Source organism: Shewanella sp. S23-S33 (assembly GCF_043359565.1).
GTDB lineage: Bacteria > Pseudomonadota > Gammaproteobacteria > Enterobacterales > Shewanellaceae > Shewanella > Shewanella oncorhynchi.
Genome location: NZ_JBHFFD010000029.1, coordinates 26,300 through 53,103, shown reverse-complemented (window position 1 = coordinate 53,103; position 26,804 = coordinate 26,300). Strand labels below are relative to the sequence as shown.

The window sequence follows — 26,804 nt, the reverse complement described above, 5'->3', positions numbered from 1 at the left end:
TAAGGATACGTAATGCGAATACTCTACGGAGTTCAAGGCACAGGGAATGGCCACTTAAGTCGTGCACGCGTCATGGCTAAAGCATTGATGAAACAAGATATTGAAGTGGACTTTCTATTTTCGGGGCGTAAGCCTGATCAGTTTTTCGATATGGAGTGCTTTGGCGATTATCGCGTTCAAGCGGGAATGACGTTTGCGACGCACTCCGGGCGCGTGAATGTGCCACAAACTGTCCGGCAAAATTTGTCCTTGTCGTTATTTAAAGATATTAAAGCATTAGATCTCAGTTGCTACGATTTAGTACTCAACGACTTTGAACCTGTGTCGGCTTGGGCTGCGCGGCGCCAAGGCGTGCCATCCATTGGTATTAGCCATCAGGCGGCGTTAACTCATCCGGTGCCAAAACTCGGTAGCACTTGGTTTAATGAGATGCTGCTCAATTATTTTGCTCCAGTGGATGTGGCGCTGGGGTGTCATTGGCATCATTTTGGCTTCCCTATTTTGCCGCCTTTTGTCGAAGTGGATGCCAGCCCATTTGAACACACGCATCAGATTTTAGTTTATTTGCCTTTTGAAGATGCGGATATGATTGCTCATTTTCTGTCTCATTTTAGTGATTATCAGTTTTTGGTATATCACAGCCAACAACCTAAAGGCCAAGTTGCTGAACATATTAAATGGCACGGTTTTAATCGTGAAGGGTTTAAGCAACATCTTGCCAGCTGCGGTGGTGTGATAGGCAATGCGGGTTTTGAGCTTGCCAGCGAGGCATTAACCTTAGGTAAAAAACTCTTAGTCAAACCACTGATTGGCCAGTTTGAGCAGTTATCGAATGTGGCGGCGTTACAACTTTTAGCGGCTGCAGATAGCATGATGAGTCTCGATGTGAACATAGTTAAGCGCTGGCTTAAAACGGCATCGCCTAATCCAATCGCATATCCAAAGGTGGGGGATACCCTCGTTAAATGGATTAACGGCGGCGACTGGCACAATAGTCAGCCGCTGTGCCAAGAGTTATGGAGCCAAGTCACGCTTCCCGATACTTGGCGTTAAACAGCATTGCTGTTCAGATGAAAAGCAACTTAGGCACTAGCTGGGTTAATGGCGTTAGCGTATAATTTCGTCAATTTTGCTGTTAGTCCCTTTCAGCATGTCTATTTTGGCCTAGCCTGGCCGTTAATTATGTTGTTATAAATGAGCCTGAAAAAGTTTACTCAGTACAAGTTACTGTTTTTAATGTTGTTATTACTTTGTGTCCTACTTCCTTTTATTCCAGATCAGGCTTACCACATCCCCGGCCCTGATATCGCTAAGCAAAATTTTCATGTGATTGAGTTTAATGATAAAGGTCAGCCCCACGACGAAAGGCAATGGCAAGGTTTAGAGACGCGAATTTTACACCCAGAGCCTGCACAGATCCCTGAATTATTGATTTTTGTCCATGGCTGGCATCATAGCGCTGAGCCTAAGGATGAAAACTTTATTGCCTTTGAGCAGTTTTATCAGCAAATGGCCGCGTCCGATACCCAGCGCAACTTGTTGGGTTTGTATATTGGCTGGCGGGGCGATAAATACGATCCTTTTTGGATCGATGGCTCAGATGATGCAAAAAGTTGGATTGAACCCTTAGATTTTCCCACTATTTTACAGCGTAAACGGGTTGCTAAACGTATCGGGCAGTTAGGTCTATCACAGCTGCTGGATAAGCTTGATAGCTTAGTAACACAGCATAAACTGCTGCGGTACACTGTGATTGGCCATAGTCTTGGCGGTGCTGTTGTTTTGCATGCGAGTAAAGATCGCATCAAAGCCGCCATTGATAATCAGCAGGATAATCCTAATTTATTCTTACTGTTAAATCCTGCCGTACCTGCTAAAGAGTATCAGCCATTAGATACGTTGGTGAGCTTAGATAGACAAAAACCGAGTATGGTGGTGTTGCAATCGAAGGGGGATTTTGCAGTGAAAGAAGCCTTCAATTACATCAAGGACGGCGAGCGCGCTGTAGGGAACTCTTGGGCTATTACTCACGATATTGACAAATGCTCTGGTGGCAATTGCACTACACCAATGAAGATGCCTTCGGCCTTGATGGCGCACGATCAAATCCCTGGCTGTATGATGACGCTGCCTCAATCAGGCTGGAAAATTCGTGCTCGCCTGCAGGCTCGTCGTACCGTGCAAACCTGCCCCGATGCCAATATGCAAGCCGTATGGGTACTGGCCGTGTCGGACGAAATCGTCTCTGGGCACAATGGCATTCTCACTCCAGAGCATGGTAAAGCCTTGTCTGAGGTGATGCGTATGATTGATTTATATCGAAATCAATTACCTAAACATGCGGTGGAAAGCCCTGCGAACCAAGATCTCGGCACCTTAGCGCCAGAGTCAGAAGCGGCAACATCTACCGAAGGTGAAACGCCTGTGCCACAAGAGCCAGTGATTATTGTCGAGCCTTTACCTGAAGAGCAAAGCTCATCGACACCTAAGGTTAATGCACCATTGCAGGAGCCAAACGTATCACAGGAACAAGATAAGCCTGCTGCGACTGAGGCGCCACCCGCGCCAATTAAAGCGCCGGAATCAAAGCCTGAGGCTAAGCCAAATGACGGTGCAGAACCTCAACCTAAGGTTGAAACTGAAGGCATAAAGTGATTGAGTTTTAAAGAGCTTAACCTTGTTTTGAAAGTGCTTTCAATGTGTGTTCCAAACAACGTAAAAGCGCTTTTTATTTTTAATAAATGGTTCATAAGTAAATTTATTTTACTCATTAAAATTAAAAAAATATTTCGACATTCATCGTCAAGTCTTGCGATGGAGTGCTAAGTTCGGTAGGTTAACTTGTAAATTGAAATAAACTTTGGCTTACTATTTATTTAGAGTCATTGGTTTGAGTGAATAAGTATTAGGAATATTAATGTTATTAACCACTTAAGTACTATCAGGGTTAGTGGTTATTAATCAAAAGATAATTAGTGATAAGGCATTATTTTAATTCATTAAACAATGGAGTGTATATGAAGTGTTCAATTTTATCCGCCTTGGTTATTTTTGCGGTATCAAACTATTGTTTTGCAAAAAGTCATAATGTGTATGGGGATGTGCAAGTTACAGATATAAAACCAACGAGTGGTTTTATTTGGGAACGTGAAAATAAAAGTGCCCCGCAATATCCAATGGAACTCGCTCGTTCGGGCATTGCTGGTTGTGCTGTCATGTCTTTTGATATTTCAGAGTCGGGTAAGGCCGAAAATATCGAAGTCGTTAAATCTGTTCCTCAAAAATCGCTGGGTAAATACTCAAGTCAGATATTAAAAAAATGGAACTGGGTGCCCACTGCCGCTACGAACGTAATGACTTCTGAAAGAAGAACCATAAGGTTAGATTTTTGTATAGGCAATGAGTCGACGGAACAATCTCAAAATGCCTGTAAGCAACAAACGCAATTAGTATGTGGCTAACGGTAACTTAACTATTTTAAGTAGTAAGCAAGGCTTAATTGCCTACTACGGATTTTTGGTTTGCCACCTGCGCCAAGTAAAAGTGATTAGTGCGGCGAGTATCAGGCTGACCATGGCCCATGTGGGGTACTTATGCTGGTGGTAAAACGCCAGCATGGGAGCGATTTCATCGCGGATTAACACTGGGCCTAATCCAAAGAGCGTCACCCAAATGCTAGTGGCGAGAGCATTGCCAATCACAAATTGTTTTAGTGGCATTTTAGCGAGACCGCAGCCGATAAACATAAATTGTTTTAATCCCTCAACAAAACGACTCAACACTAAAGCGGCAATGCCATATTGACCGATAACGCCATGGATTTTGTCTTCCAATTGCGGCTTTATCCAACCTTTTTTGAGTAATACGTCGCCAAAGCGCCAGCCGATAAAATATCCTAAACTGTTACCGCAGAGTGCAGCGCAAGCAGCGACGATTAACACCAATGGTAGCGACATTTGCCCTGTAGCGGCTAATAAACTGGCGACAATTAATAAGGATTGCCCTGGCGCTGGAATACCAAAACCCTCGACAGCAATCGCGACAAATAGCAGCACATAGCCATATTGCTGCAGCCAAGGCGTGAGTTCGGTGATGATATGTTGTAGCGCTTCTGGCATAGATGAAAGTGATCAAATTAGTGTGAAGATTGGCCCATCATACTCGCCAACTTCTCTGGCTGGATAGATTTATGAGCAAAGTTTCATGCCCGTTTTCATTTGCAGTGATTAGCAGGGCTAAGGCACTGAGGATATCAATTTTGTCTTAAAAATATAAAAGGCCGAACTGAGTTCGGCCTTAATACGCTATTACTGTTGCGATTCGGCGACGATATAATGTCTAGGCGAATGCAGCTTGTAGCTGTGGTACTACTTGTTTCTTACGGCTTAATACGCCGTCTAACCACACTTTGCCATCGACGGTATCTTTACCGTAGGCACGTTGGGTCAGCTGCGTATCGTCAGACACAATCAACAACTCTGAACCTTCTTTCATGATGTCAGTCAGCAGTAATAAAACGCTGTGGCGGTTACCTTCCACTTTGAGTGCTTTGATATCGGCTTCTAGCTCGGCCTTGATATCGTCAAATACTGACAGGTCGATCACTTCTAACTGGCCGATACCGACCAAGTTACCGTTCATGTTGAAGTCTTTAAAGTCACGCATAACGAGGTCGCGTGCTGGTGTGCCTTGGACGGCGGATTTCACTTTGAACATTTCCATGCCCAGTTCTTTGAAATCTTCAACGCCAGCGATCTCAGCTAATGCTTCAACGCAGCGAATGTCGGCAGTGGTACAAGTGGGTGATTTGAAAATCACGGTATCGCTCAAAATGGCGCACATCATGATGCCAGCGATATTTTTAGGGATAGCGACTTGGTAAAAGTCGAACATCATCTTGATCACTGTGTTGCTGCAACCTACTGGGCGGATCCAGCATTCTAACGGGGTATCTGTGGTCAGATCGCCTAACTTGTGGTGATCAACAATCCCGACGATAGTCGCTTGGGCGATATCATCCGGTGCTTGAGTCAGTTCTGAATGGTCAACGATATACACTTGCTCGCCAGCGTAGCTGGTTTTGTATTCCGGTGCTTCGAAGCCGAAACGTTTCAGAATAAAAGCGGTTTCGGGTGACAATTCACCTAAACGTGCGGCAATGGCTTCTTCACCGATTTGGTTTTTTAAATAGGCTAACGCGATAGCACCGCAGATTGAATCTGAATCGGGGATCTTGTGACCGACAACGTAAATGGGCATTTCAGGGACTCTCCTTTAAATTTGTGACAATTTTAGCAATATTTGGCTTTAATCGGAAATAGCCAAAGCGCATATCACTGCGCTCTTCAGTTGCTATTTTTCTAAAAATCGAACGCTCAGGTTCGGCAAAGATGGCTTAAGGTTTAGATCTTCACTTTTATCACGACTTTACGCACCGCCGTGGCGATATCGCCTGTGCCGGGCATATGCATGTCACCGGGGAAAAATAACGCAAACATGCCTGCTTTGAGTTTGATATAAGAGGCATTGGCTTGGTTTGCCTCGTAATCAAACTCGGCGTAATCGTGTTTTTCAAAATAGGGTTTCGAGGGTGTTTGCTCCGCTAGTGGCAAGTAACCAAACTCTTCTTCACCGCTGAAAACATATTGCACATCGATATATTTTTGATGAACTTCAAAGGGTTCTGTCGACTTATGCTTGGTTTGATAGTCATTTACTATCACAAAAATATTGTCGCCATCGAGGGGATAATTGCCTACGGGTAGCTGACTAAAGTCGGTCGTCGCTAGATGTTCTAATGCAGTCGCAAGCCGAGGGCTTAAGGATTGATAAATATGGCGGTTTTTTAAGGTATCGACGATCATCGGTTACTCGACATGGCGGAAGTGAAATGGGCGAATGGTAAAGATTATAATCTGATCATCACAGTTAGGACATAAGCTTTGTCGATTGGAAGCAGGTCTAAACATGTCGGCATAAAAAACAGGCCATTGAATGACCTGTTTCTACATCAAGTATTATTAAACTTAGCTAAAACGAGTTTAGTAAGTGTATTTGGCTTCTAAAAAGTAGTAGCCACCATTAAAGCCAAAGGGGGTATTGGTTAATGGGTATACGAAGATACCATTGAAGTTATTGTTATCTGGTCGTTTTTCTGGATACACATCAAACAAGTTTTGCACCCCAGCGGTAAAGCTTAGCGCATCAGTGGCGGCGTATCTTACCGACAGATCCATCACCCATTGATCGCTATAGTTTACATCGCCCGTTGAATAACCTTCACTATAGTCACCAAAGTAGTTTAAGCGGATATTGGTTTTAAAATCCCCGAGTTCATGGGTCAGCCCAATACTGCCCGTGTTATGCGGCGTAGCAGACGTCATGCGGGTTCTTTCTATACTATCAAAGAGTTTCTTGTCTAATCCGCCTAAAATAGAGGGTAGATTGATGTCTTGGATCCCGGTTTTATTATAGGCATAGGCTAAGTTCGCCCGTAAATCGCCCCAAGTGCCAATATCAAAGTCTTGGCTAACAACAAGATCGACTCCGCGAGTTCGGCTATCGACGGCATTGACGAAGAAGCGTGCTGAATCAGCATTGGTACCTGCTAGTGCGGTCGCAACCGCGGGGCTATCAGCGGGTCTTAGAGCGCCAGATAAAATGATGCGGTCATCAATCTCGATTTGGTAAGTGTCGAGCGTTACCGCGAGGCCAGCGTTATTGGTATAAACAAGACCGAGACTGAATGATTGAGATATTTCAGGTTCTAGCTCGTTAATCCCAAGCGCCTTTGTCACTGGTGATAAGGTGTTGAAAGTACCTGATTCAATAGGAACCAGTTGCCCCGTCACTGGATCGGGATTAAATAACGTCGAGATATTGCTGAAGTACAGTTGTTGTACGCTCGGCGCTCTAAAGCCTGTATTGATAGTGCCACGCAGGGCTAAGTTGTCGGTAAAGTCGTAACGACCCGCGAGTTTCCAGCTCGTGTTGCCGCCAAAGTCAGAGTAGTTTTCGTAGCGTAGCGCTGCCGCCCAGTAAAACTCGTTGGTTAATTGGTTTTCAAGTTCGGCATAAATGCCTGTGTTATCGCGCGTTTCATCAACCTCAGACTCAGGGGTAAAACCGGTGAAGCCTTGGCTACCCGCTGCTTTGCCATTATAGCCACCATTGATATACGAATCTTCTTCTCCGGCTTCAATTTCATAGCCGTTTTGGCGCCACGAAACACCGGTCGCAAACAGAATTTCAGAATCGTTTATAAAGGCAAAATAACGGGAAATATCCAAATTGATATTGGCTTCACGGGTCGATAACGTTCCTGCGTCAAACTCGGTAGGAGTTTCAGGGCCTAAGGAAGCATTTAAGGTATTGACGATATTATAGTTAAATGAATTTTTGCCATATCCCACTGAGGTATCAATATCCCAGTCACTTAGGTTGAATTCATAGCCTAGGGTAAGAGATGAATCGATAATTTTGGGGTTAATTTGCGGTAAAAAACCGTCTGGATACACTTCGGGTAAGTTACGGGCATCGAGAGCTAAACGGTAAAAAGCACCCGATTTAGTTTCACGTTGGCTAATACCCCCAAAGGCATACAGTTTTCCGTCGGTAGATATTGGCTGAGCCGCATTGATAAACAAACCGACATTATCATATTCGGCATCACCAACGTGGTGGCTCTTACGGTTAAATGTCGCTTCGCGCGGATCTGCTGAGCCATCTGCTAACTTAGGGTATTGCTGCCGTGGATCTAACCCTACGCGGTTTGTGCTGTCTTTGTGATGCGCTTCGAGGGCGACATTGACAAAGCCATCATTGCTTAAACTGATCCCATGGTTAACGCCTACACGCCATTGCTCACCGTCACCTTGGTAGGTTTGTCCGGCTTGCGCAGAGACGCTTCCCCCTTGATCGCTGTCCTTGAGTACCACGTTAATCACGCCAGCAATCGCATCTGAACCGTATTGTGCCGAGGCTCCATCTCGGAGAATTTCAATGCGTTTTATCGCTGTCATTGGAATCGCATTTAAATCGACGTTAGAGGAGCCTTTTCCCATGGTGCCGCTTAAATGTACTAGAGCAGAACCATGGCGACGTTTGCCATTTACGAGTACTAAGGTGTGGTCTGGCGACAGGCCGCGTAAGCTCGCAGGGCGCACCGCATCTGAACCGTCAGTCACCGAGGAGAATGGAAAGCTATAGCTTGGCGCCGCAAATTGCAGCGCTTTAGCGGTTTCCGTCATACCTGTTGATTCGAGTTGTTCGGCAGTAATGATATCGACCGGGGCAACACTGTCAGTTGCCGTGCGTAGTGCTATGCGTGAGCCTATGATCTCGATTTTTTCGAAGCCTGTTTGTTGCTCTTCGGCTTGGACTGCTGGAATAACCAGTGTGGATGACACTGCCAATGCGATAACGGCTAGACGCATAAAAACCTCTCAATGATGTTTGTGACCCAATACTCGAACTTAGGTGTGCAGATAAAATAACAATCTGATGCCGAGAAGGTTATCATTGTAACAATTGTTACATTTAGACGTAAATGTGCTAACTCAGAGCCTAGTGTTCTAAATAATATTTAAAATGTAGTTGAATATATTGATGAAAACCTCACTATCGACCTGCGTGCTTTTGAGGCTTCGTACGGCACAATACAGGTTGTCGCATGCACATTGCGGCTGAGTTAACTCGATGATATGAATTGTTTATTGACGTGCGCCATCGTGGTTTAATGCGTTATTTCGCTTTGATGGCATTGGTTTGAAGGAACACAGATTTGTCAGCGTTACGATTTCTCGCGGGAGCAACGGCATTTAATACCTTGGCAGAACAAGGTCTTAAATCTGAACATTTTACCCAGTTACTTGCCGCCTCTGGTGGACCCAAATGGCTTGGTATCGCTTGGTTAGATAAGTATCTGTTTTCTGAGTTTTTCAAAGCCAGACAAACACCGCTTTATACACTCGGCGCATCTTCAGGGGCGTGGCGTTTAGCGTGTTTGGCGCAGCAAGATCCCCTTGCTGCCTATGGCCGCTTAGAGGATTTTTATATTGGTCAGCGTTACGACAGCATGCCAACCCCGCAGGAAGTCAGTGCACAAGTTAAAGGCGTAGTGCAGGGGATTTTAGGCGCCAGTGGTGGTAGTGAGATCGTCAACAATTCTCATATCCACAGTCATTTGTTGGTGTGCCGCGGCAAACATTTAAATCGTTTAACGGCTAAGTTACCACTCGCTGCGGGGCTGGCGATGACGGCGGCGACCAACTTATTGAGCCGCCGAAGTTTAGGCTGGCATTTTGAACGTGTGGTCTTTAGTCAACAAGCTGCAGCATCCCCCTTTTTGCAACTCAATGATTTACCCAGTCGGCAGGCCGAATTAACCGAGGCCAATGTCGATGCTGTGATGTTAGCAACGGGGTCTATTCCTTTGTTGCTAGCCCCAGTGCCGCAAATTGAGGGCGTTGCCGATGGACAATATTACGATGGCGGCATTACCGACTATCACTTCGATTTGCCTTTATCCCACGCCACAGGGCTGACGCTGTATCCACATTTTTATCCGACGATCAGCCCAGGATGGTTCGATAAATCCTTGAAGTGGCGTCAAGGTCGAGCCAATTATCACAATGCACTCGTGTTGGCGCCAACGGTCGAATTTGTGGCTTCATTACCCTTTGGCAAAATCCCCGACCGCGAAGATTTTAAACAACTGGATACGGTGCAACGGATGCAATATTGGCGTACGTCTGTGGCCTTAAGTGAACGTCTGGCCGAGGAGTTTGCCGAGGTTGTTGCGAGGGGAAATGTGCTGGATCGGCTAGAGCACTTTTAGGTTGAAGTGATTTGGTCTCGAAAACTGGGTTTGACATGACGTGGTCGAAATGCCCTGATTCAAAATAGTGGGGTCGCAAATTTCTTTGTGCGCTCAGCGGCTTCAGGAAGGAAATTCTTTCACCTGCTACACTCTACAATAATAGGAAATATGAATGCATTGAGTTCGTTTCCTTCTATTTGGGGCAGGAGGTTGCTATGCAAACACGAGAAATGGCGTTACTCATGCGCGATGCCTTGTTACTGCCACAGGGACGGGTGGAGGTTCGTGTGGTTGACCCAGGTCATCTGCGCATGGTGGCCGATGTATTCAAGGGCAAGTATGTGCTCGCCTTTGCCACCATTAGACCCAGTGGTAGTCCGCCCTGTTATCCCACTGCCACCCAATGTGACATTATCGATTTTAATCAGCTAGAAGATGATTCACTCAGCATAGTGCTCGAAGGGCGTCAACGCGTCAGCATCCTCTCAGCGGCGCAGGCCAAAGATAAGCTGTGGATGGCGCGTACTTTACCTTGCCGTAACTGGCAAGAAGAGCCGATTAAAGGTGAATTTGAGTTGATAAGCGCCGCATTAGAGCAATTTTATGAGGTGAATCCCGATCTGTTTGAGCTTTATTCTCAAGTGCATTTGGAAGACGCCGCTTGGGTGAGCCAACGCTGGCTCGAGGTTTTGCCTATGTATAACAAAGATAAATTAGTGTTAGTGAATCAGCCAGATTGCCACAAAACCTTGGACTTCGTGCTGCAACTCATCAAGTCCCATGTGGACTGAAAAACCACAAAAAGGCTAGAATAGCGGCTTTCTATAGCCGCTTTTTTTGTGATATGACTGCATCTGCCCGCGCCGCCCAACCTTCTTACATAGTGCTTCCTGTGAATGTCACAGATAAACCCACAGTGTTTGCCTTTCTCGCACAACATTTTGCCCGTATAGGTGAAGATATATGGCGTCAGCGGATCCTCGATGGAAAAGTGCATTGGCGGGATGGCAGTTTGATCGCCTTGGACACTGAATATCGCCCTGCGGCGCGGGTGTATTACTACCGTGAAGTGCCGGTTGAAGCGAAAATTCCCTTCGAAGAACAGGTCCTATTCCAAGATGACAATGTCATTTTGGCCTATAAGCCACACTTTTTGCCTGTGACGCCAAGTGGCAACTATGTGAACGAATGTTTGGTGCATAGACTAAGATTGCGTACTGGCATTGATACTATCGCGCCCGCTCATAGGCTTGATCGTGAAACCGCTGGAGTGATCCTGATGACGGTCGCGCCTGAAACCCGCGCGCTCTATCATCAACTCTTTATTGACGATGCGATTCGTAAAGACTATCAAGCGATTGCCAAGTTGACTCCTGAGATTATTGAACAATATCAACAGGGCTGCTTAACTTTGCCATTGCACTGGACGGTAACAAACCGTATGCAACCGAGCGACCCGAGTTTTACCATGAAAATCGTGGAAGGCGAGGCAAATACCCATTCCGAAATCAGTTTAGTGGCGGTAAAAGGCGATGTCGGTTTATTTCATTTGAGCCCGATTACCGGTAAAACCCACCAACTTCGTGTGCATATGCAAAGCTTAGGTATGCCATTGTTAAACGACAGATTTTATCCAAGCTTATTACCCAAAGGGCCGGATAACTTTGCCACGCCTCTTAAGTTGATGGCGCAGCGGTTACGTTTTATTGACCCAGTGAGCGGGATGCACCACGATATGCAATGTCAAGGTTTTGAGTTTTAGTCAGCGGAAAGCATTATTTCCAGTCTGTTTAAAGGAAATAATTGGGTGCAATTGTGTGCTTGGCCCTGTGATGGTATGAATACAATCTGCAGTATCTGAGTCTCTGCCATAGGGAGCCATATTACGATTGTTTAAAGGAAGTCCATTATGACCAAATCTGCGATCTTCTCTATCTTGCTTTGCGCTGCAGTATTAGTGGGAGCCATGTATTTTGGTGACTGGACTAAGCAGCCTTATCTGAATGACATTGCCGCCGAGATCCGTAAGGCGAGTGCGGTGATTGAACCGAAGAAACCAAGTTCGTCTGGCACATCGACAGCAGAAGCCGATGCCGAGCGAGATCAAAGCCCTAAGATCATTTGGGATCAAATGGCGCATGAAAAACCGTCGAATAAGTCGCAGCCAGAAGCACTGATTTTCAATCAGGCTCAGCCAAAACCTGCTAAAACCGATGAAGCGTTATCCAAAAATACGCCCTTGATGGATTCTGGCTCTGGTGCCACTCAGCCTGAAACGGTTAAACATAATAAACCCGTTTAATCTGTTATTCCTGTTTGGGTGGTTCGAACAGGGTTTCGCTCATATCGCCATGTAAAACCGCAATTTTTGTTGGTGCACCATCATCAGCTAATTCCAACATACCTATTCCGCTTTTATTCACTAGACGTTTACTCGGCTCACCATTTGGTCGCCTGCCGCGCAGCAACATACGTTTACGTTTTGTCAGCAAGTTAAGTGGTGAAAAGTGGCCATAAAACCAGCCATTGAGTTTATCGAAAATCGGTAACAGCTTCTCAGGGAAGTGATTTTTAATACCGCTGCAGGTGATTTGGTAGATGTTAGGGCTACTGCGTCTAAAACGAATACTGATGTCGTAACTAAAGGAGTAATGCACATCGCCAGAGAGGATCACAAACTCCTCTGGGGTTTTACGGTGCATAAAAATACTCAGCAGTGCATTGGCGGCCCCCGGGTGGGCCATCCAGTTTTCGGCGTCTACTAACAGGGAACCGCCGATCAGAGTGGCTGTACGCTGAACAGCTTCAATCAACTTGACCCCAAACATGGGCGCAGGTGAGACGATAATGACCTTCGACTGGCCGAGTAACTCTTGCTGCAAATCCATTAAGGCCTCCCAATCCATCAAGCCGGAAGGTTTTGCAAGATTAGATTCACTGCGCCAGCGGCGGGTACGGGTATCGAGCACGACCAGTTTGGGCGAGGACTCTAAGGTGTAATGCCACTGCTCAAATTTAAGTAATTCATCGATGAGCAGATCCTGACTTTCGTTTTCTTGTCGCGCAAAAAACGCATCGAGCAGCGGGCGGATATCGGCGGCAAATTTATCAGGCGCGTTGCCAAGTCCTTGGAATAAGGTGTAGCCGATTAAGGCATTACCAATGATGCGTTTCGAAAATGCGTGTTCGTAGGCCGCTTGTTCCCATTTAGCCGTCAGGTTCCAATCATCGGTGACGTCGTGGTCATCAAACATCATATAAACGGGAATGTGCGCCATAAAGCGCCTGACTTGCCCCAGCCCAGCTTTAAAGCCAAGCAAGTGTTGCCACTCATTTTGCCAGCGGGCGGTATTGGCGGGTGATAAGCCATCGACATCCTTCGAGATATTCACTAATTCCCACAGCTCAGGTGACCAAGTGAGTAAATACAGGGCGATGATTTCATTTAGGCTGACCAAATGATTTACGGCGATAGAGGAGGTAAAAATGGGGTGATTGCGATACCAACGCCAAAGCGCGGTTTTTGCTGGATATTGAGTGTGTGGCAGCAGATTTTTATGGCGCTGATATAAATCGGCGGGCTGATAATGCAGCACTTCACTACTGGCAATGTTCGCCCCTTCAAATTGCTCATGTTTAAGACCAAGCAAATCGATGACTTGCCCTATGGCGCTTAACATAGGTCCCGCAACATCATCAATATAGACCTGATCGCCACTCATTATGATAAGTGCAGGGCGATCATCCTCCGCACCTCTGTTGATTATCTTGGCTAAATGGGTATCGGCGGCGACCAGTGCATCGTCACTGTGGTGATGCGGATTGCGGCAGGAACCGTGGAATACTTGGGTTAATTCAGGGGTAAAACGTACACTTGGCGTCGACGCATCGCCGTAGTTTAGCTGGCTTATCGTGGCAAAAATATCACCATGCTGAGCGGCAGACACTTGGTAAGGTGTGACGATATTGGGCGCGAGCAACTCTGGGCGCGACAGTATTATTAGATATTGATGGGCATGTTGCCCAAGTGGCACATAGTGTAAATCTGCATCCTGTAATAGGTACTCTTGCTCACCAAGACGCAGCTTAAGTTCAGTTAATGGCTCACGACTTACAAACCACAGGGTAAAGTGTGAGGCATCGCAGTGGCGCAGCATGGGGCCAGCTAATATCAGAGGAAGTGTCGTACTCAAATTCTGCCTATGGGTATTTGGGTTAATCTTGCATGAGTTAACCCTAAGTAAGTTTGGTTTAGAAGAGTAAACAAGTGCGTTGAATATGAAAAGCTTTTAGAATTGTTAGCCATAAATATGCGTTGAAACTGAATGGGGCGATATGGCTAAGATTATGGTAACAGGCGCGACAGGGCTACTCGGCCGAGCTGTCGTAAAACAGCTTGAATTAACAGGACATGAGGTTATCGCCACGGGTTTTAGCCGCGCAAGTGAACGAGTGCATAAACTCGATCTTACCGCCCCTTTGGATGTCGAGGCATTTATCGCCCGCGAGCAACCGCAAGTGATAGTGCACTGCGCCGCCGAGCGTCGCCCCGATGTTTCCGAGCAGAATCCGCAGGCGGCATTGGCGCTTAACTTAACCGCCAGCCAAGCCTTAGCTATAGCCGCTAAGGCCAATAATGCTTGGCTTATCTATATTTCCACTGACTATGTGTTCGATGGCACTCAACCTAAGTACGCTGAAGATGCAGCCACTCATCCGGTTAATTTTTATGGTGAATCTAAGCTAAAGGGCGAAGAGATAGTGCTAGACACTCGCGCTGATTTTGCCGTGCTACGCTTGCCAATCCTTTACGGCCAAGTAGAAAAGCTGAGTGAATCTGCTGTGCTAGTGCTGGTTAACCAATTGATTGAGCGTCGCGCTCAGGGTGTTGATCATTGGGCGATACGCAGTCCAACCTCGACCGCCGATATTGCCCAAGCCATAGACAAGATGATTGCACAGCATATTGTAGCGCCAATAGTGCAGGGGATTTATCACTTTAGCGCCGCAGAGACTATGACTAAGTATCAGATGTTGTTGACCTTAGGAGAGATTTTACAACTCAGTACAGCGTACTTAACATCTGAGTCGACGCCGACAGATAACGCCAAGCGGCCAAGGGATTGCACCTTAAGCTGTGCGCGTTTAGCTGCGCTGGGGATTAGTTCTGAAATCAATTTTGCCACTGGCGTGCGCCAAGCATTAGCACAATCGAGTGGTGCACTTGCCATGCTCGGACTCACTCTGTAGGAATCGCCATGGCTAAGATCTTAGGGACCAGTCTACAGGCTGCCGACCAAGTCGCATTACTGCGGACCTTAGGTTTGTTGCTGCAAATAGGCTTAACCACGTTTGCCGCCGATACTTTTGGTCTTAGCCTGCAAATGGAGCCGTTAGTGCATGTGTTAGTGCTAGAGGTGTTATACCTTTCGCTCACATTGGCGCTACGTAAACCCTTATTTGCTAAGGAGCGCGGCCTTTTTATTGCGCTCAGCTTAGACACATTATTTTGGATATCTTGGTTGCACTTTTCCGGCGGCGCGACCAATGCGTTTATCTCGTTATTACTGTTGCCGATTGCACTTGCTGCTGTGACTTTGCCGATCTGGGCGCCTTGGGCACTGACGGCTATTTCAACCTTTGCCTACAGCCTGATGATCTTTACTGTGCCCGAATCCCCCATGCAGCACCACGGTATGGACATGAGTTCCCACTATTTAGGCATGTGGTTCAACTTTGTGATTTCAGCTTTGGTGATGACAACCAGCGTAGCGTTAATCACTAAGCGTATGCGCCGCCAAGATGCGCAGTTAGCTTATATGCGCGAAGGGCAATTGCGTCAGGAGCAACTCTTAGCCCTAGGTACAGTATCGGCGCAGATGGCGCATCAATTGGCCACGCCGCTCTCGAGTCTGAGGTTATTACTCGATGAAGTAAAAGAAGACATGAGCGATACCTCGATAACGATTGTCGAGATGGAAACTGCGTTAGGTCGCTGTGAACATACGCTTGCCGAGCTGAGATTAGCGACGGAGTCGATCCGCGATCGCCGCCAGCGCCCACTAAAGATCATTGAGCTGGTGGACAGTTTAAAGCAAAAAACCTTGTTGTTAATGCCGCAAACTGAACTTAATTGGTTGATCACTTGTATGCCTGAACAACTGGCAGAGCAAAGTATTCTGACTGATATGAGTTTAACGCCAGCCATCATGGCCTTGATTGAAAATGCTGCCCGCGCTAGCGCCGAAACCATAGGTGCGCCGCATGTGGATATCAGTTTAGATATAGCGCCAAACGAAGAGCAGATCTACTTGCAGATCCGCGATTATGGCACTGGTATCGCGCCCGATTTATTGCCACAGTTGGGCACCTTACTCATAGAAAGTCCCAAGGGTTTAGGTGTCGCTTTGCTACTCAGTCATGCCAGTTTAGAGCGTTTGGGCGCAGAGTTGATTTTGGCTAATCATCCCCAAGGTGGCACTGTGGCACAAATTCGTTTCACTATATTAAGGGAGCTGGCGTCGTCTGTATCGCACAAGACTAAGGTTAGTGACGAGGTAAATTCATGAAACGTTTGTTGATTGTAGAGGATGACCTTTCCCTTGCGAGTATTTTAGGCCGCCGATTAACACGCCATGGCTTTGAATGCCGATTAACCCATGATGCCAGCGATGCTCTGCTGGTGGCGCGGGAGTTTCGTCCTAGCCATATTCTTTTAGATATGAAGCTTGCCGAAGCCAATGGCTTAGGGTTAATTGTGCCGCTGCGTCATCTGCTGCCCAAGGTGACTATGGTTTTACTCACCGGCTACGCCAGTATCGCTACTGCGGTGGAAGCGATTCGTCTCGGCGCCGATAATTATTTAGCTAAACCTGTGGATACCCAAACCTTGCTCGCCGCACTTGAAATGGATGGGCATTCCCATACTCTTCAAGAAGATGAAGTCGACGATTCGCCACTGAATCCTAAGCGTTTGGAGTGGGAGCATATTCAGCAAGTGCTCAATGCTAACCAAGGCAATGTGTCCGCCACGGCTCGCCAATTGGGAATGCATCGTCGCACCTTACAACGTAAGTTGCTCAAAAAACCTGTGGGTGAAAGTGGACATTTGAAGTAACGATTCATCCACGTGTGGGCAAGGGGCAACAGCTTAAGGCAAACCTGATGAGGTGCTGAGGCTGAGCGTTTGACCATAAAAAATGCCACTCAAAAGGGCCGAGTGGCATTAACAAGAAAACGAGAAGTGAATCGATGAATTAGCGCTAGGATTTTACGCTAGCGCCATTGCACGATTAGGTTATGCGATTAAAAAGTAACGGTTTCTTCGTTTGAGCAAGGGCCGTTAGTTTCACATACTTTATAGGTGAAGCTTGCGCCAGCTAGGTCGGTGAAACGGTCAATAAACGATGAGCTGCTTGAAGTACCCACCGCAACACCGTTACGGAAGATAGTGTACTCATCAGCGTTGTGACCATCCCATTCGAGTGCAACACGTATGCTACCGCGACGAGATTTGTTCGCATTTTTTACTGCCATTTCTAACGCGACTTCAGGGACTTCAACCGCAAATTCTGCCGAAGTGCTTGCTGTTGCGCCATCGTTGTCAGTTACAGTCAGTGTGACTGTGTAGCTGCCTGACTGGGCATACTGATGATTGACACTCGCACCTGCGGCATTTGTACCATCACCAAAATCCCAGTTCCATGACGTCAGGTCGCCATCGCTGTCAGTACTGGTGCTTGTGAAGCTGCCGTTACCGTTAGCAAAGCTTGCAGTAAAGCCTGCAGTTGGAGCTTGGTTTGGTGTGTCATCGCCGTCATAAGCACCCACTAGGCTCACACCTGTGTAGCTGCTATAGCCGCTGACCATCACCCAATAAGTTCCCGTTTGAGCAGGATCAATAGCACAGCTTTCGGCATTACCTGACTTGTATGGACGACAGTCATAGCTGCTAGACGTCGGCGCTTGACCAAATTTAACATACATGTCCGCATCACCTGTGCCGCCTGACATATTGAAGCTCAGGTTAGTTGCACCGCTAGCGACATCTAGTTTGTAGTATTTTTTGCTACCTGACGCACCCGCTAAACCTGTCACAGCAACACCGTTGGCGAGTTCAGTAGCTTCTGGTGGTGGCGGTGGTGGTGGCGTTTCACAAGGTGTGATACCCACAGCGGCAAACGCAGTAACCACATCGTCAGCACTTAAGCCTAAGTCAGTTGCGGCCGATTTAACACCACAGGCGCCTTGCCAGAATAAGCTGTCCGCCGTCCAATATAATTGGTTAGCGACTACAAATGTTTGGAATGCTTTGCGCGTATCCCAACCCGGTAAGTTAGATAAAGTGTAGAAAGCTTTATTGAATACACCTGAACTGTGGTGCACGTCGATGCCATCATAGTAATCGTCGATATGACCGATTGAGATACCGTCTAAGGTTGGATCTGCCATGTAGCGCAGTGCACCACTGCCTTTAAAGATATCGGCGCCGACTAACCAGTCGTTTGTGCCGTGCATGTAAAATTCAGCGGCTTCACCCGCCATATCTGAGAAGGCTTCGTTCATGCCGCCAGATTGATCTGCGTAAACCAGCCCTGAGTTTTGTTCAGTGAAACCGTGACTCACTTCGTGTGCCGAGACATCTAAGCTCACTAATGGGTGGAAGGTTGTTGCGCCATCACCGAAGGTCATAGCACTGCCGTCCCAGAAAGCGTTTTCGTAGTTGTTGCTGTAGTGAACTCGCATCGTTAACTGAAAGGTTAACGGTGCAGTGTTGTACCACTCGCTATACATCTTGTAGATCACGTTGCCGAAGTAGTGCGCATCGTTTAATGGCGAGTAAGCACCGTTGATCTCTTTGACTGTATTGCGCGGACAAGTATAAGAGAAGGGTGTGGCGCCTGATGTGGCACCGTTTAGGTTAACGGTTTTCACGTTAGGTGAGTTCATGGTGCAAGTGTCACCGCTCACTTCAACGTCTAAGCTAGAAAAATCAGTACCGTATTCGTATTGGCCTGTCTTAATGTTACCGCCTGGACCTGTGCCGGTTGCAGCATGGTTAATCCCTTCCCAACGCTTAATCACTTCACCTGAGTGCGCGTCAACCATAGTGAATGGTCGGCTTGGCTCATCGCCATATACTACAAATGAGGTCACATAAACGAGGCGAGTTTTAGCGGCATCATCGAGGTAAAGCCATAATTTTGCTTGTTTGTTTTCAGCTTTTAGACCTGCAACGGCTTTGTCAGACTTGCCACGGATCGCAATATCTAACGCTTTATTAGCCGTTAAAGTGGGTTTGACAAAATCAGCCGATTTTTCAATATTTTTTAATACACGGCCAGACATGTCGCTGTAAAAGCCCATGCTCGATTGTGACGTCGCAACAGAGAAACCATAAACCGGTACACCATGGAAATATTGTTGTAAACGTTGTTTTTGCTTGCCTTGACCTAGGTTGAGTTTTTTCTCGACTTTGAGTTGGCTACCTGCGTCTAAGCTGAACTGAGACACTAAGTTATTGCTTGAAGACGCGCTTCTAAGAGTGCCGACATCGATAACATCAGCAGCAAATGCCGATGTGCCTAAAGTGGCCGACACCGCAATGAAGAGTAGCGACAGTTTTTTGTTTAGCATCATGCTTGAAATCCTTTTTCCGTTTTGTAAATAACGTTGGAATGCCATACAGCTTAACTGGCTCGGGCGAGCGTTTTTTTATTGTGATTTCTACAGGGTCGTCGGCATCCCTCTGCCATGGCCGAATAGAATGAGCTGTTGCTCAGGCGGAAATTCTCAGGGTTTTATTCTGCGCAAAGCGTGAATGACCGCATGACCTTAGATGTTATTTAAATGTAAAAGTGTTAACAATCGTACAAAGGAACTATCTTCAACGTTCATTTAGACGCTTTTAAATCTGAATTAGGACTTTTGGGTAATAGCGATTTAGCCAAGCGGAAGGGTGATGCACTTGAGTGTTTTGAAGTAATTTAATGATTTATTTCAATTGTTTATTTTTTCAGTGTTCTTGAAAAGGTTTGATTAAGGATGGGTTGTGCGTTGGGGTCATCATCCTATCAAGGTGTTGAGACCCTCTGCTTTGATTTATTAACTTAGAAAGACTCCATCGGAGTTGCCGCTGCTTGACTTGCTCTTCAGCTTATTTCACCAAGGTAACTCTGTGCCATCGTAGGCAAAAAAACGCCCTGTTTGTGCGGGTGTAGCATTGGCAATGATGGGCAGTAAGCAGTTGGCGACATACTCAGGTGTAAACAGTTTGCCTTTGGGGACACTCTGTTGAAATGGCTGAGATAATGGCGTGTCTGTCGTGCCCGGATGCAGAGACAACACTACGCCGTGTTTCATGGTGCGTTGCCACTCAATCGACAGTGTTTTGAGAAACATATTCAGCGCGGCTTTTGAGGCGCGATAGCTGTACCAGCCCCCTAATTTATTATCGGTAATACTGCCGACTCTCGCCGATATCACCGCAAATCTTGCCGAGTAGCTTTGTGTTAATGCCTTAGCAAAGTGCTTCGCCAACATGATGCTGGGTAGGGTATTGAGCGTTAAATTGTGCTGGAAAAAGTCGATATCCAGTGACTGTAGGCTTTTTTCTGGCCCTTTATCTTGGGTGTGTAAGATGCCGACACAGTTAATAATCCAATCTAATTCAGTGAGTTGTTTACTTAGCTGTTTAATCTCAGCTTCATTGGTCACATCTAATGCATGCCATTGGATTTTCTCCTGCCTGTCTTGGGGAAGATGATGCCTGTAGGTGGCGTGCACAGTGGCGTTGGGATAGCTTTCTTGAATTCGCTTAACCATGGCTTTGCCAATACCCCCACTCCCGCCGACGATAAGTACTTTCATAGCAAACTCACCCTATCCAAATATCTATATCAAGCTATTTATATCAATGAGTTACTATATCAATGAGTTACGCTTAGTATTACTCAGCTACAAACGGTTTAGATGAACGAGGTTGTGCTCGGCCGTGGCTAATATGGCGTGCCTTACGGGCTTATCCATCTTGTCCCATGTGTTGTACAGCATGCCGATCCTTGGGTTCTGCGACAATCGCGCGCGGTGTTTGTCCATAAAGCGCCAATAAAAGCTATTGAACGGGCAGGCGAGTGTGCCGCTGCGCTCTTTTATCTTGTAATGACACCCGCTGCAATAATCACTCATTTTATTGATGTAAGAGCCGCTGGCGGCGTAGGGTTTTGTGCCGACAATGCCGCCGTCGGCAAACAATGCCATGCCGCGGGTGTTGGGCATTTCAACCCATTCGATGGCGTCAACATACACGCCTAAATACCACTCATCGACTTGATTTGGCTCGATTTCGGTTAATAAGCAGAAATTGCCGATCACCATTAAGCGCTGAATATGATGGGCGTAGGCAAAATCTAATGATTGAGATAAGGCTTGTCGCATGCAGCTCATCTTAGTGTCGCCATGCCAAAAATAATCGGGCAGTGTTCCATGGGCATCGAGCGCGTTAGTACTGGCGTACTGTGGCATATTCGCCCAGTAAATGCCGCGAACGTATTCTCGCCAACCTAATATCTGCCGCACAAATCCTTCGACTTGAGCGATATCAATCTCAGCATTCGTTTGATAACTGTCGATGGCCGCATTGATGACTTCTAACGGGCTGATTAATTTACTGTTAAGGCTGAATGATAGTCGACTATGGTACAAGCTCCACTTGGCAGGATGTTGCGCTGTCATGGCATCTTGAAAGCGGCCAAAGGAAGGCAAGCAAACCTGACAAAAATACGTTAATAATTCGAGGCTTTGCGTACGGTTTATCGGCCACAGCAATGGCGCATCAATGCGACCCATGGTCGGAATTTGATGACGTTCAAGCCTAGCGAGAATTTCCGTCACATCGAAGCTAAACATTAATGGCTCAGGCAAGACTTTTATATCTTGAGTTTTAAGTTTCTGACGGTTGCTGACATCAAAGTTCCATTGCTCGCCGAGTGGTTTCCCGTCATGCATCAAGATGTTGTAACGCTTACGCATGCGGCGATAAAAGTGCTCCATCATAATGTGTTTGCCGACGGGGAACTGCGCATCGATTTCGTCAAAGGGTAAGATAAAGTGCTCTGTATCGACACAGTTCACCACGGCTGTGTTGAGTTTAAGCTGACTTAATTGCTCAAGTAGGCGGTATTCATCAGGCCTTTGGTATTCAAACTTGATCGCGCCAACCTGTGTCACTTGATGTTGAATTAGAGTCAGTAGATCGCTATAGCCTTGGGTGCCATCATGAGTGTCATCTAGATTCAAATAAAGCACTTGATGCCCTTGCGCACGCAGCTCTTTGGCAAATTGCGCCATTGCCGCAAAGAAGGCACATATCTTTTGCACATGATGGGTCACATAAGTGTTTTCTTGGTGCAGTTCTGCAATCACATACAGCACTTGATCATCAACGCGGTTAAACCAAGAATGCTGGGCATTGAGTTGATCGCCTAAAATTAGCCTGACTGTATGGAATTGCTGTAATTGCATTAAGTGGACTCGTTGAATGACTTTCGCGGTTAAGCATTTCGCGATGGGATATTGCCTGACATTACGAATTGGGTTGCAGTGAGGATCACAAAGCAGGGTATTTGTCGTGATTTCGACAAGGAGGTTGATCTGTAAACTTCGTTTAATTGCGTTTAAAAGGCTTTTAAAAGCCAAATCAAAGTCGTGGGGCTTCACCGCACACCCGACCAAAAGGGAAAAAACGCCTGTTCCCCTTTTGGAAATCCCCCGGCGTCCCTAGCGAAGTTACATGCATTAGTTACTGGTCTCATACTCCAATAAAAATTGCCTAACGGCTCAGATGGGACATCCCTGTCCCCCTGAGCCTGCGCCATCATCCATGATGCCGCCACGGCATTTTTATCTGCGTATTTCGACAACTTCACAGGGGAAGATGAACTCCTGAAGTTTCGGTGTTAGTTTCTAATCTCAAAAGAATTTTGCCTGTCCTATCTTTTCTCTTTATCCAGATGTTATTTCGAGGGTGGTAGTCTATTAAGAGCTATATTTTTTTATGTTCACAGTTCATAGCTTACCAATGTTATTAATTATTTTTCTAGGATAAGCGCTTCTGAGACTTACACATGCCTCTCTGATTTTCTGTACTTGCATACAATTGGTTGACAATGGCCTGTTATTTATCTCTGCATCAAATGTAATAGCCTGCCTCAAGTCTTTAAATAACTTAGGTTGATATTCTCCGCCATCTGCTTTCTCTATTTCTTTAGCTAAAGTTGTCAGAGACTTTATATCTCGAGTTAGTTTAGCTATAGCTAAAGTCTTATCAATAGAACTGTCCTCTACCCAAAATTTTAGAGAGTAATCTTCCACGGATTCCAACTTTTCGCGAAACTCACCAATCCATTCATTTCTTGCGTCTTGATGATTGTTTATATTATTTCTTCTGATTTGCCAGGCAGCTACAATTGCTGCAATGATCCAACCAAAAAGAACTAATCCCCAAGTTATATATTGTGTTTCATCGGATAAAAGTGTTAAGACTTTATCGAAAAAATTTATGTTGTTATCATTATCCATGTTATGCCTTCATTCCATTGATAGCATCTTCGATATATTCATTTATTTCATCAATAAGTTCAGGTTCCTCTGTAGATATAAGTTGAATTTTTTTCACAATCTGTGGATTTACACCTATTCGTATTAATCCGCCAAAGCATTCTTCTAGGAATGATGAGCCATATCCTTCAGTTCCATCTAAATCTACAGCCAATTCATCAGATTTACTTAATTCATTTACTATCCAATCTCGAAACTCTTCACCAGAGGCTGGTCCAAGCCTCTTGTAGCGTGGACCAGGGCATGGGTATCTTTCTGAGACTTTTATAATAGTCATCTCTATACTCCAAAACTTAACAAGGAATTACCCATTCAATTATAGTACCATTTACAGAGGATTTATGATCCATAAGAACTTCCTTTAGCTTACCTGTTTCTCCCTTGTAAATATACCTCCCGTTGTTAGAAAATATCCCCATAAATCCTTCCCCGATGGAATCTATTACGGACTTAATATCATTAAGGCCTTTGCCCCTATTTCTTTCGCCAGTTCTAGTTTCAAATAAAGAAGTAGATGCTTTAATGTAAGCGGAGTCTTTTACGTTGTGTATACTTTTGACGCCAATTTTAAATAAAAGTGATTTCAAGGTAGAAACTCCCTGAGTTCTTGGTAAAGTTGCTGGAATTCCGACGCCTTTGTCGCATATGACTATGGTTAATTGATTGTCTTTAATTCCAGCAAAAGTCCACCACTTTGCAGTTTTCTCTTCTTCTGAATGTTCATTATCATCTAAATATGCATGTTCAACGGAGTTCGACATTGCTTCAATAAAACCACGATATAGTTTTCTAGTAGCAACTTTCTCTAACTCTTTTTTAATTTCAACGATCATTTCTTTTGCAAGTAATGGTTCGGAGCAGATGCCTGATGTATATTTCCAGAACGTTACATCATCATAGCTTTTAGTTTCTCTTTTATTTTTCTTAAGCAGGTCATAAAAACCAACTTGTACTAATATACTTTCTATTTTCTCCTCTTTTGGATGGGAGAATGAAATAGTATGTGTGCCGTGCTGGCTTTTTTTGTTAAAACATCAACCTCAGCAAGAAATGATAACATTGCTGCCGCACTAATCTTTTTTGTTCTTGAAAAATCAATGAAGACTTTATACCCCTTGAGTACACAGTCTCTGATGTCAATTATGAACTTGTTAGTTATTTCAAACTCTTTTTTACTATAATAATTTATAGAAGTTGGAGCATAGAATTTAACTCTTTTAGATACACTGGTAACTTTGCTCTTTCTAGAAATCTTAACTTTTGGGTATTTAATAAGAACTTTCTTTCTAATATTATCTTGAACGTCTTCCCAATTGGCACTTTTTATAGTGTTAGATACCAGCTTCTTATGTTTGCTTTTTCTATTTCTATAATTTAACCGATAGACTCTACCACTGAAAAAATTCATTTTTTTCCTCATTTCCCTGAGTGTGTAAAATTAAGATGTCAGCCGATTATAACCTTGTTCATTGCACCGTCAAGTATCGCAATAAGTAATTATATATCAAAGATGTGCAAACGATATTGTTAATTTTTTTTCAAAAAATATAACGTGCTATACAATGTTAATTTTTAGAATACATTGTCATAGCAAACAAACTTTTTGGCTTGTCGTAGGATTTGAGTTTTCATGTACTGTTATGGATACGACCATCCGCGACAGGAGCCTCATGGACGAAAACTGTTGAATAATCTACTGATTTAATTACATATAAATTATATGGCTAGAGTTTAGTGAGCAGGTCATTGTTAAATTCTCCATCTCTAAAGTTGAAACATACGCAGAAGTTAGCGGAGTTAAGCACTGGTATGGAAGTGACCGTTGGCGGCATGGATGCCGTCGTCGAGCCTATAGGGATATATTTACGGCGAGTCACTGGAATATCAGTGCTTAATCAATGACAGAATACTCTCAAACATTTTCAGTTTGTTGTAATGCCACTTAATTTAGCTAGCCACCAATTGTTTAAATCCTACAATTAAGTGCCCACGTTACCTAACGTACTAGTTGTACTTTATATTCATCGCGATCAGCGGTTCGCGTGAGGCTTTTTCTGCGCTTAGGCGGGCGTGGTAGTTAACCTCCGACTATGTTTTGATTAAGCATTAAACAAGGAGGTTTATATGCCGCGTCCTCTCAGAATTCAGATAAGCCTTGAAGACACTCCCTATTACCATTGCTATAGCCGCGTTGTGCGGCGTGCTTTTTTATGTGGCGATGATGCCTATTCTGGGAAAAATTATGACCATCGCTGTAGTTGGGTTGAGTCACTACTGTTTGAACTTGAAGCCGTTTTTGCTATTGATGTTGCAGCCTTTGCGGTGATGTCGAATTATCTGCATGTGGTGTTGCCAGCCGATATCGACAGTGCCAATCGTTGGACTGACCGCGAAGTACTTGAGCAGTGGCATAAGTTGTTTAAAGGCGATGAGTTAACGCAAAAATCCGTTTAAGGAGAGCTAGTTGAGGCGAATGAGGTCAACCGATTATGCGATATTTCATGCCTAAGTTTTCAAAAGAGCGCGATGTTTGATTGAGCTAATAGCAAGACAAGCAAATCAAGAAGATAACTGTACAGGCCGCTTTTAGGAGGGACGGTTTAAATCACAGGCCTTACTTGATGAAGTTGCTGATTTAAAATGGTAGGCCTGATAATTTTCATTCCATTATCCTTGACCATGTGATCGCGGTGTTCGCGCTTCCTTATGCTGCAAATGGCGCCATCAAGCGCTTAGGGATAACTCATTTTTAAATCAAAGTCGGCGAGTCACTGACGTAATAGTCTTAATCGTTGAGTGCATTGCTCGAAAAGTTATTATTTTATAGTATGTTACTCAATTTTAATGCGTCACTTAACGCAGCAGGAGCTTAGTTCGTATGCGGGAATATGATGGGATTGAAAAGCGTTACCAAAGGCCTGATGCCGATTTAGCTAAAAGTTTGATGATTATCGAAAATTTATTGGGTTTTACGCCGCTAGAGGATAGGTTGGAATTTGATTTGTCTTTTTGGGCTGGCGGCTCAGGTGTATTCGATAAGTTGGCGGTTTCATGTTCTGTGACTCCCGAGCAAATGGAACTCGCGCAAGATAAGTTGAGACTCTATTCCCCAGAGGCGGCGATAGCGTTGGATGAATGGCGTGATGATTTTATTTGGTTAGTGGAGGATGAAGACGTTTGTACCGATGTGTTGGTTAGGTCGGCGCATTTTATTAATCAGAATAAAGCGCCATTTCAAGATGTTTGTCTTAAAACGCAATCCATTTATTTCGCTTACATGAGTGATGTGAATGGCTGGACTGCGGTATGGGGTCAGCAAGATAGGCTCAATTATGCTTATTTCTGCCAAGGATAGCCTTTATCTTTA

At 45.2% G+C, this 26,804-nt stretch carries 23 protein-coding genes and 1 pseudogene; 12 read left to right on the top strand and 12 right to left on the bottom strand.

Features of this window, described 5'->3' with window-relative positions; genetic code table 11:
• The first annotated feature begins 12 nt into the window (after positions 1-12).
• The 3 genes from ACHA99_RS09030 to ACHA99_RS09020 all read left to right on the top strand — a co-directional run bounded on the left by ACHA99_RS09030 (position 13) and on the right by ACHA99_RS09020 (position 3,461).
• A complete protein-coding gene (locus ACHA99_RS09030) occupies positions 13-1,053 on the top strand; it encodes an MJ1255/VC2487 family glycosyltransferase (protein ID WP_105251217.1) in 1,041 nt (346 codons plus the stop codon).
• A gap of 141 nt (positions 1,054-1,194) precedes the next feature.
• The gene (locus tag ACHA99_RS09025; RefSeq protein ID WP_393942283.1) at positions 1,195-2,655 is read left to right on the top strand and encodes a thioesterase; all 1,461 of its coding nucleotides are present in this window, start codon (positions 1,195-1,197) and stop codon (positions 2,653-2,655) included.
• 362 nt (positions 2,656-3,017) lie between these two features.
• On the top strand, positions 3,018-3,461 hold the full coding sequence (locus ACHA99_RS09020) for an energy transducer TonB (RefSeq protein WP_113940127.1): 444 nt from the start codon (positions 3,018-3,020) through the stop codon (positions 3,459-3,461).
• Positions 3,462-3,506: 45 nt separating this feature from the next.
• On the opposite strand, the gene ACHA99_RS09015 is transcribed toward ACHA99_RS09020, so the two are convergent.
• From ACHA99_RS09015 to ACHA99_RS09000, 4 genes are all read right to left on the bottom strand, one after another.
• Complete coding sequence (locus tag ACHA99_RS09015; RefSeq protein WP_393942281.1) at positions 3,507-4,118, bottom strand: DedA family protein; 612 nt, start codon at positions 4,116-4,118, stop codon at positions 3,507-3,509.
• Positions 4,119-4,338: 220 nt separating this feature from the next.
• On the bottom strand, positions 4,339-5,259 hold the full coding sequence (locus ACHA99_RS09010) for a manganese-dependent inorganic pyrophosphatase (protein ID WP_393942279.1): 921 nt from the start codon (positions 5,257-5,259) through the stop codon (positions 4,339-4,341).
• A 143-nt stretch (positions 5,260-5,402) separates the two neighbouring features.
• Entirely contained in the window at positions 5,403-5,864 is a 462-nt protein-coding gene (locus ACHA99_RS09005) for a YhcH/YjgK/YiaL family protein (RefSeq protein ID WP_105251222.1), read from the bottom strand.
• A gap of 177 nt (positions 5,865-6,041) precedes the next feature.
• Complete coding sequence (locus ACHA99_RS09000; protein WP_393942276.1) at positions 6,042-8,435, bottom strand: TonB-dependent receptor plug domain-containing protein; 2,394 nt, start codon at positions 8,433-8,435, stop codon at positions 6,042-6,044.
• A gap of 347 nt (positions 8,436-8,782) precedes the next feature.
• Here ACHA99_RS09000 and ACHA99_RS08995 point away from each other — a divergent pair, with 347 nt between their 5' ends.
• From ACHA99_RS08995 to ACHA99_RS08980, 4 genes are all read left to right on the top strand, one after another.
• Positions 8,783-9,838, top strand: coding sequence for an alpha/beta hydrolase (locus ACHA99_RS08995; RefSeq protein ID WP_393942274.1), 1,056 nt, complete (start codon positions 8,783-8,785; stop codon positions 9,836-9,838).
• 197 nt (positions 9,839-10,035) lie between these two features.
• The gene (locus tag ACHA99_RS08990) at positions 10,036-10,611 is read left to right on the top strand and encodes an LON peptidase substrate-binding domain-containing protein (protein WP_105251225.1); all 576 of its coding nucleotides are present in this window, start codon (positions 10,036-10,038) and stop codon (positions 10,609-10,611) included.
• A 53-nt stretch (positions 10,612-10,664) separates the two neighbouring features.
• Positions 10,665-11,582, top strand: coding sequence for a pseudouridine synthase (locus tag ACHA99_RS08985; RefSeq protein ID WP_393942272.1), 918 nt, complete (start codon positions 10,665-10,667; stop codon positions 11,580-11,582).
• Positions 11,583-11,729: 147 nt separating this feature from the next.
• Positions 11,730-12,122 carry a hypothetical protein gene (locus ACHA99_RS08980; RefSeq protein WP_212600493.1) on the top strand — a complete coding sequence of 131 codons (393 nt, stop codon included), beginning with the start codon at positions 11,730-11,732 and terminating at the stop codon, positions 12,120-12,122.
• A gap of 4 nt (positions 12,123-12,126) precedes the next feature.
• Here the strand turns inward: ACHA99_RS08980 and ACHA99_RS08975 are convergent, their stop codons facing one another.
• Positions 12,127-13,977 carry an alkaline phosphatase D family protein gene (locus tag ACHA99_RS08975; RefSeq protein WP_393942302.1) on the bottom strand — a complete coding sequence of 617 codons (1,851 nt, stop codon included), beginning with the start codon at positions 13,975-13,977 and terminating at the stop codon, positions 12,127-12,129.
• 178 nt (positions 13,978-14,155) lie between these two features.
• On the opposite strand from ACHA99_RS08975, the gene ACHA99_RS08970 reads away from it, so the two are divergent.
• Genes ACHA99_RS08970 through ACHA99_RS08960 form a run of 3 tightly spaced genes read left to right on the top strand, consistent with a single transcriptional unit; the run spans position 14,156 to position 16,937 of the window.
• Positions 14,156-15,070 (top strand): dTDP-4-dehydrorhamnose reductase family protein, encoded by a 915-nt coding sequence (locus tag ACHA99_RS08970; protein WP_393942270.1) that lies wholly within the window; start codon positions 14,156-14,158, stop codon positions 15,068-15,070.
• A gap of 8 nt (positions 15,071-15,078) precedes the next feature.
• Positions 15,079-16,389 carry a sensor histidine kinase gene (locus ACHA99_RS08965; protein ID WP_393942268.1) on the top strand — a complete coding sequence of 437 codons (1,311 nt, stop codon included), beginning with the start codon at positions 15,079-15,081 and terminating at the stop codon, positions 16,387-16,389.
• On the top strand, positions 16,386-16,937 hold the full coding sequence (locus ACHA99_RS08960; RefSeq protein WP_105251231.1) for a response regulator transcription factor: 552 nt from the start codon (positions 16,386-16,388) through the stop codon (positions 16,935-16,937). Before ACHA99_RS08965 ends, ACHA99_RS08960 begins: the two co-directional genes overlap by 4 nt.
• A gap of 188 nt (positions 16,938-17,125) precedes the next feature.
• On the opposite strand, the gene ACHA99_RS08955 is transcribed toward ACHA99_RS08960, so the two are convergent.
• The 7 genes from ACHA99_RS08955 to ACHA99_RS08925 all read right to left on the bottom strand — a co-directional run bounded on the left by ACHA99_RS08955 (position 17,126) and on the right by ACHA99_RS08925 (position 24,845).
• Positions 17,126-19,459 (bottom strand): M4 family metallopeptidase, encoded by a 2,334-nt coding sequence (locus ACHA99_RS08955; protein ID WP_393942266.1) that lies wholly within the window; start codon positions 19,457-19,459, stop codon positions 17,126-17,128.
• A 522-nt stretch (positions 19,460-19,981) separates the two neighbouring features.
• Positions 19,982-20,689 (bottom strand): SDR family oxidoreductase, encoded by a 708-nt coding sequence (locus ACHA99_RS08950; protein WP_330147602.1) that lies wholly within the window; start codon positions 20,687-20,689, stop codon positions 19,982-19,984.
• Positions 20,690-20,776: 87 nt separating this feature from the next.
• On the bottom strand, positions 20,777-22,342 hold the full coding sequence (locus ACHA99_RS08945; RefSeq protein WP_393942264.1) for a cryptochrome/photolyase family protein: 1,566 nt from the start codon (positions 22,340-22,342) through the stop codon (positions 20,777-20,779).
• A 543-nt stretch (positions 22,343-22,885) separates the two neighbouring features.
• The gene (locus ACHA99_RS08940; RefSeq protein ID WP_393942262.1) at positions 22,886-23,398 is read right to left on the bottom strand and encodes a hypothetical protein; all 513 of its coding nucleotides are present in this window, start codon (positions 23,396-23,398) and stop codon (positions 22,886-22,888) included.
• 1 nt (position 23,399) lies between these two features.
• Positions 23,400-23,714, bottom strand: a complete 315-nt coding sequence (locus tag ACHA99_RS08935; RefSeq protein WP_393942260.1) for an STAS-like domain-containing protein — start codon at positions 23,712-23,714, stop codon at positions 23,400-23,402.
• Between the two features lie 16 nt (positions 23,715-23,730).
• A complete protein-coding gene (locus ACHA99_RS08930) occupies positions 23,731-24,270 on the bottom strand; it encodes a hypothetical protein (protein ID WP_393942258.1) in 540 nt (179 codons plus the stop codon).
• A 131-nt stretch (positions 24,271-24,401) separates the two neighbouring features.
• On the bottom strand, positions 24,402-24,845 hold the full coding sequence (locus ACHA99_RS08925) for a hypothetical protein (RefSeq protein ID WP_393942256.1): 444 nt from the start codon (positions 24,843-24,845) through the stop codon (positions 24,402-24,404).
• A 716-nt stretch (positions 24,846-25,561) separates the two neighbouring features.
• Here ACHA99_RS08925 and ACHA99_RS08920 point away from each other — a divergent pair.
• Together ACHA99_RS08920 and ACHA99_RS08915 are read left to right on the top strand one after the other, a co-directional pair.
• A pseudogene (locus tag ACHA99_RS08920) lies at positions 25,562-26,024 on the top strand (transposase); the annotation flags it as partial.
• A gap of 291 nt (positions 26,025-26,315) precedes the next feature.
• Positions 26,316-26,792, top strand: a complete 477-nt coding sequence (locus tag ACHA99_RS08915; RefSeq protein WP_131523477.1) for a hypothetical protein — start codon at positions 26,316-26,318, stop codon at positions 26,790-26,792.
• Positions 26,793-26,804: the final 12 nt, after the last annotated feature.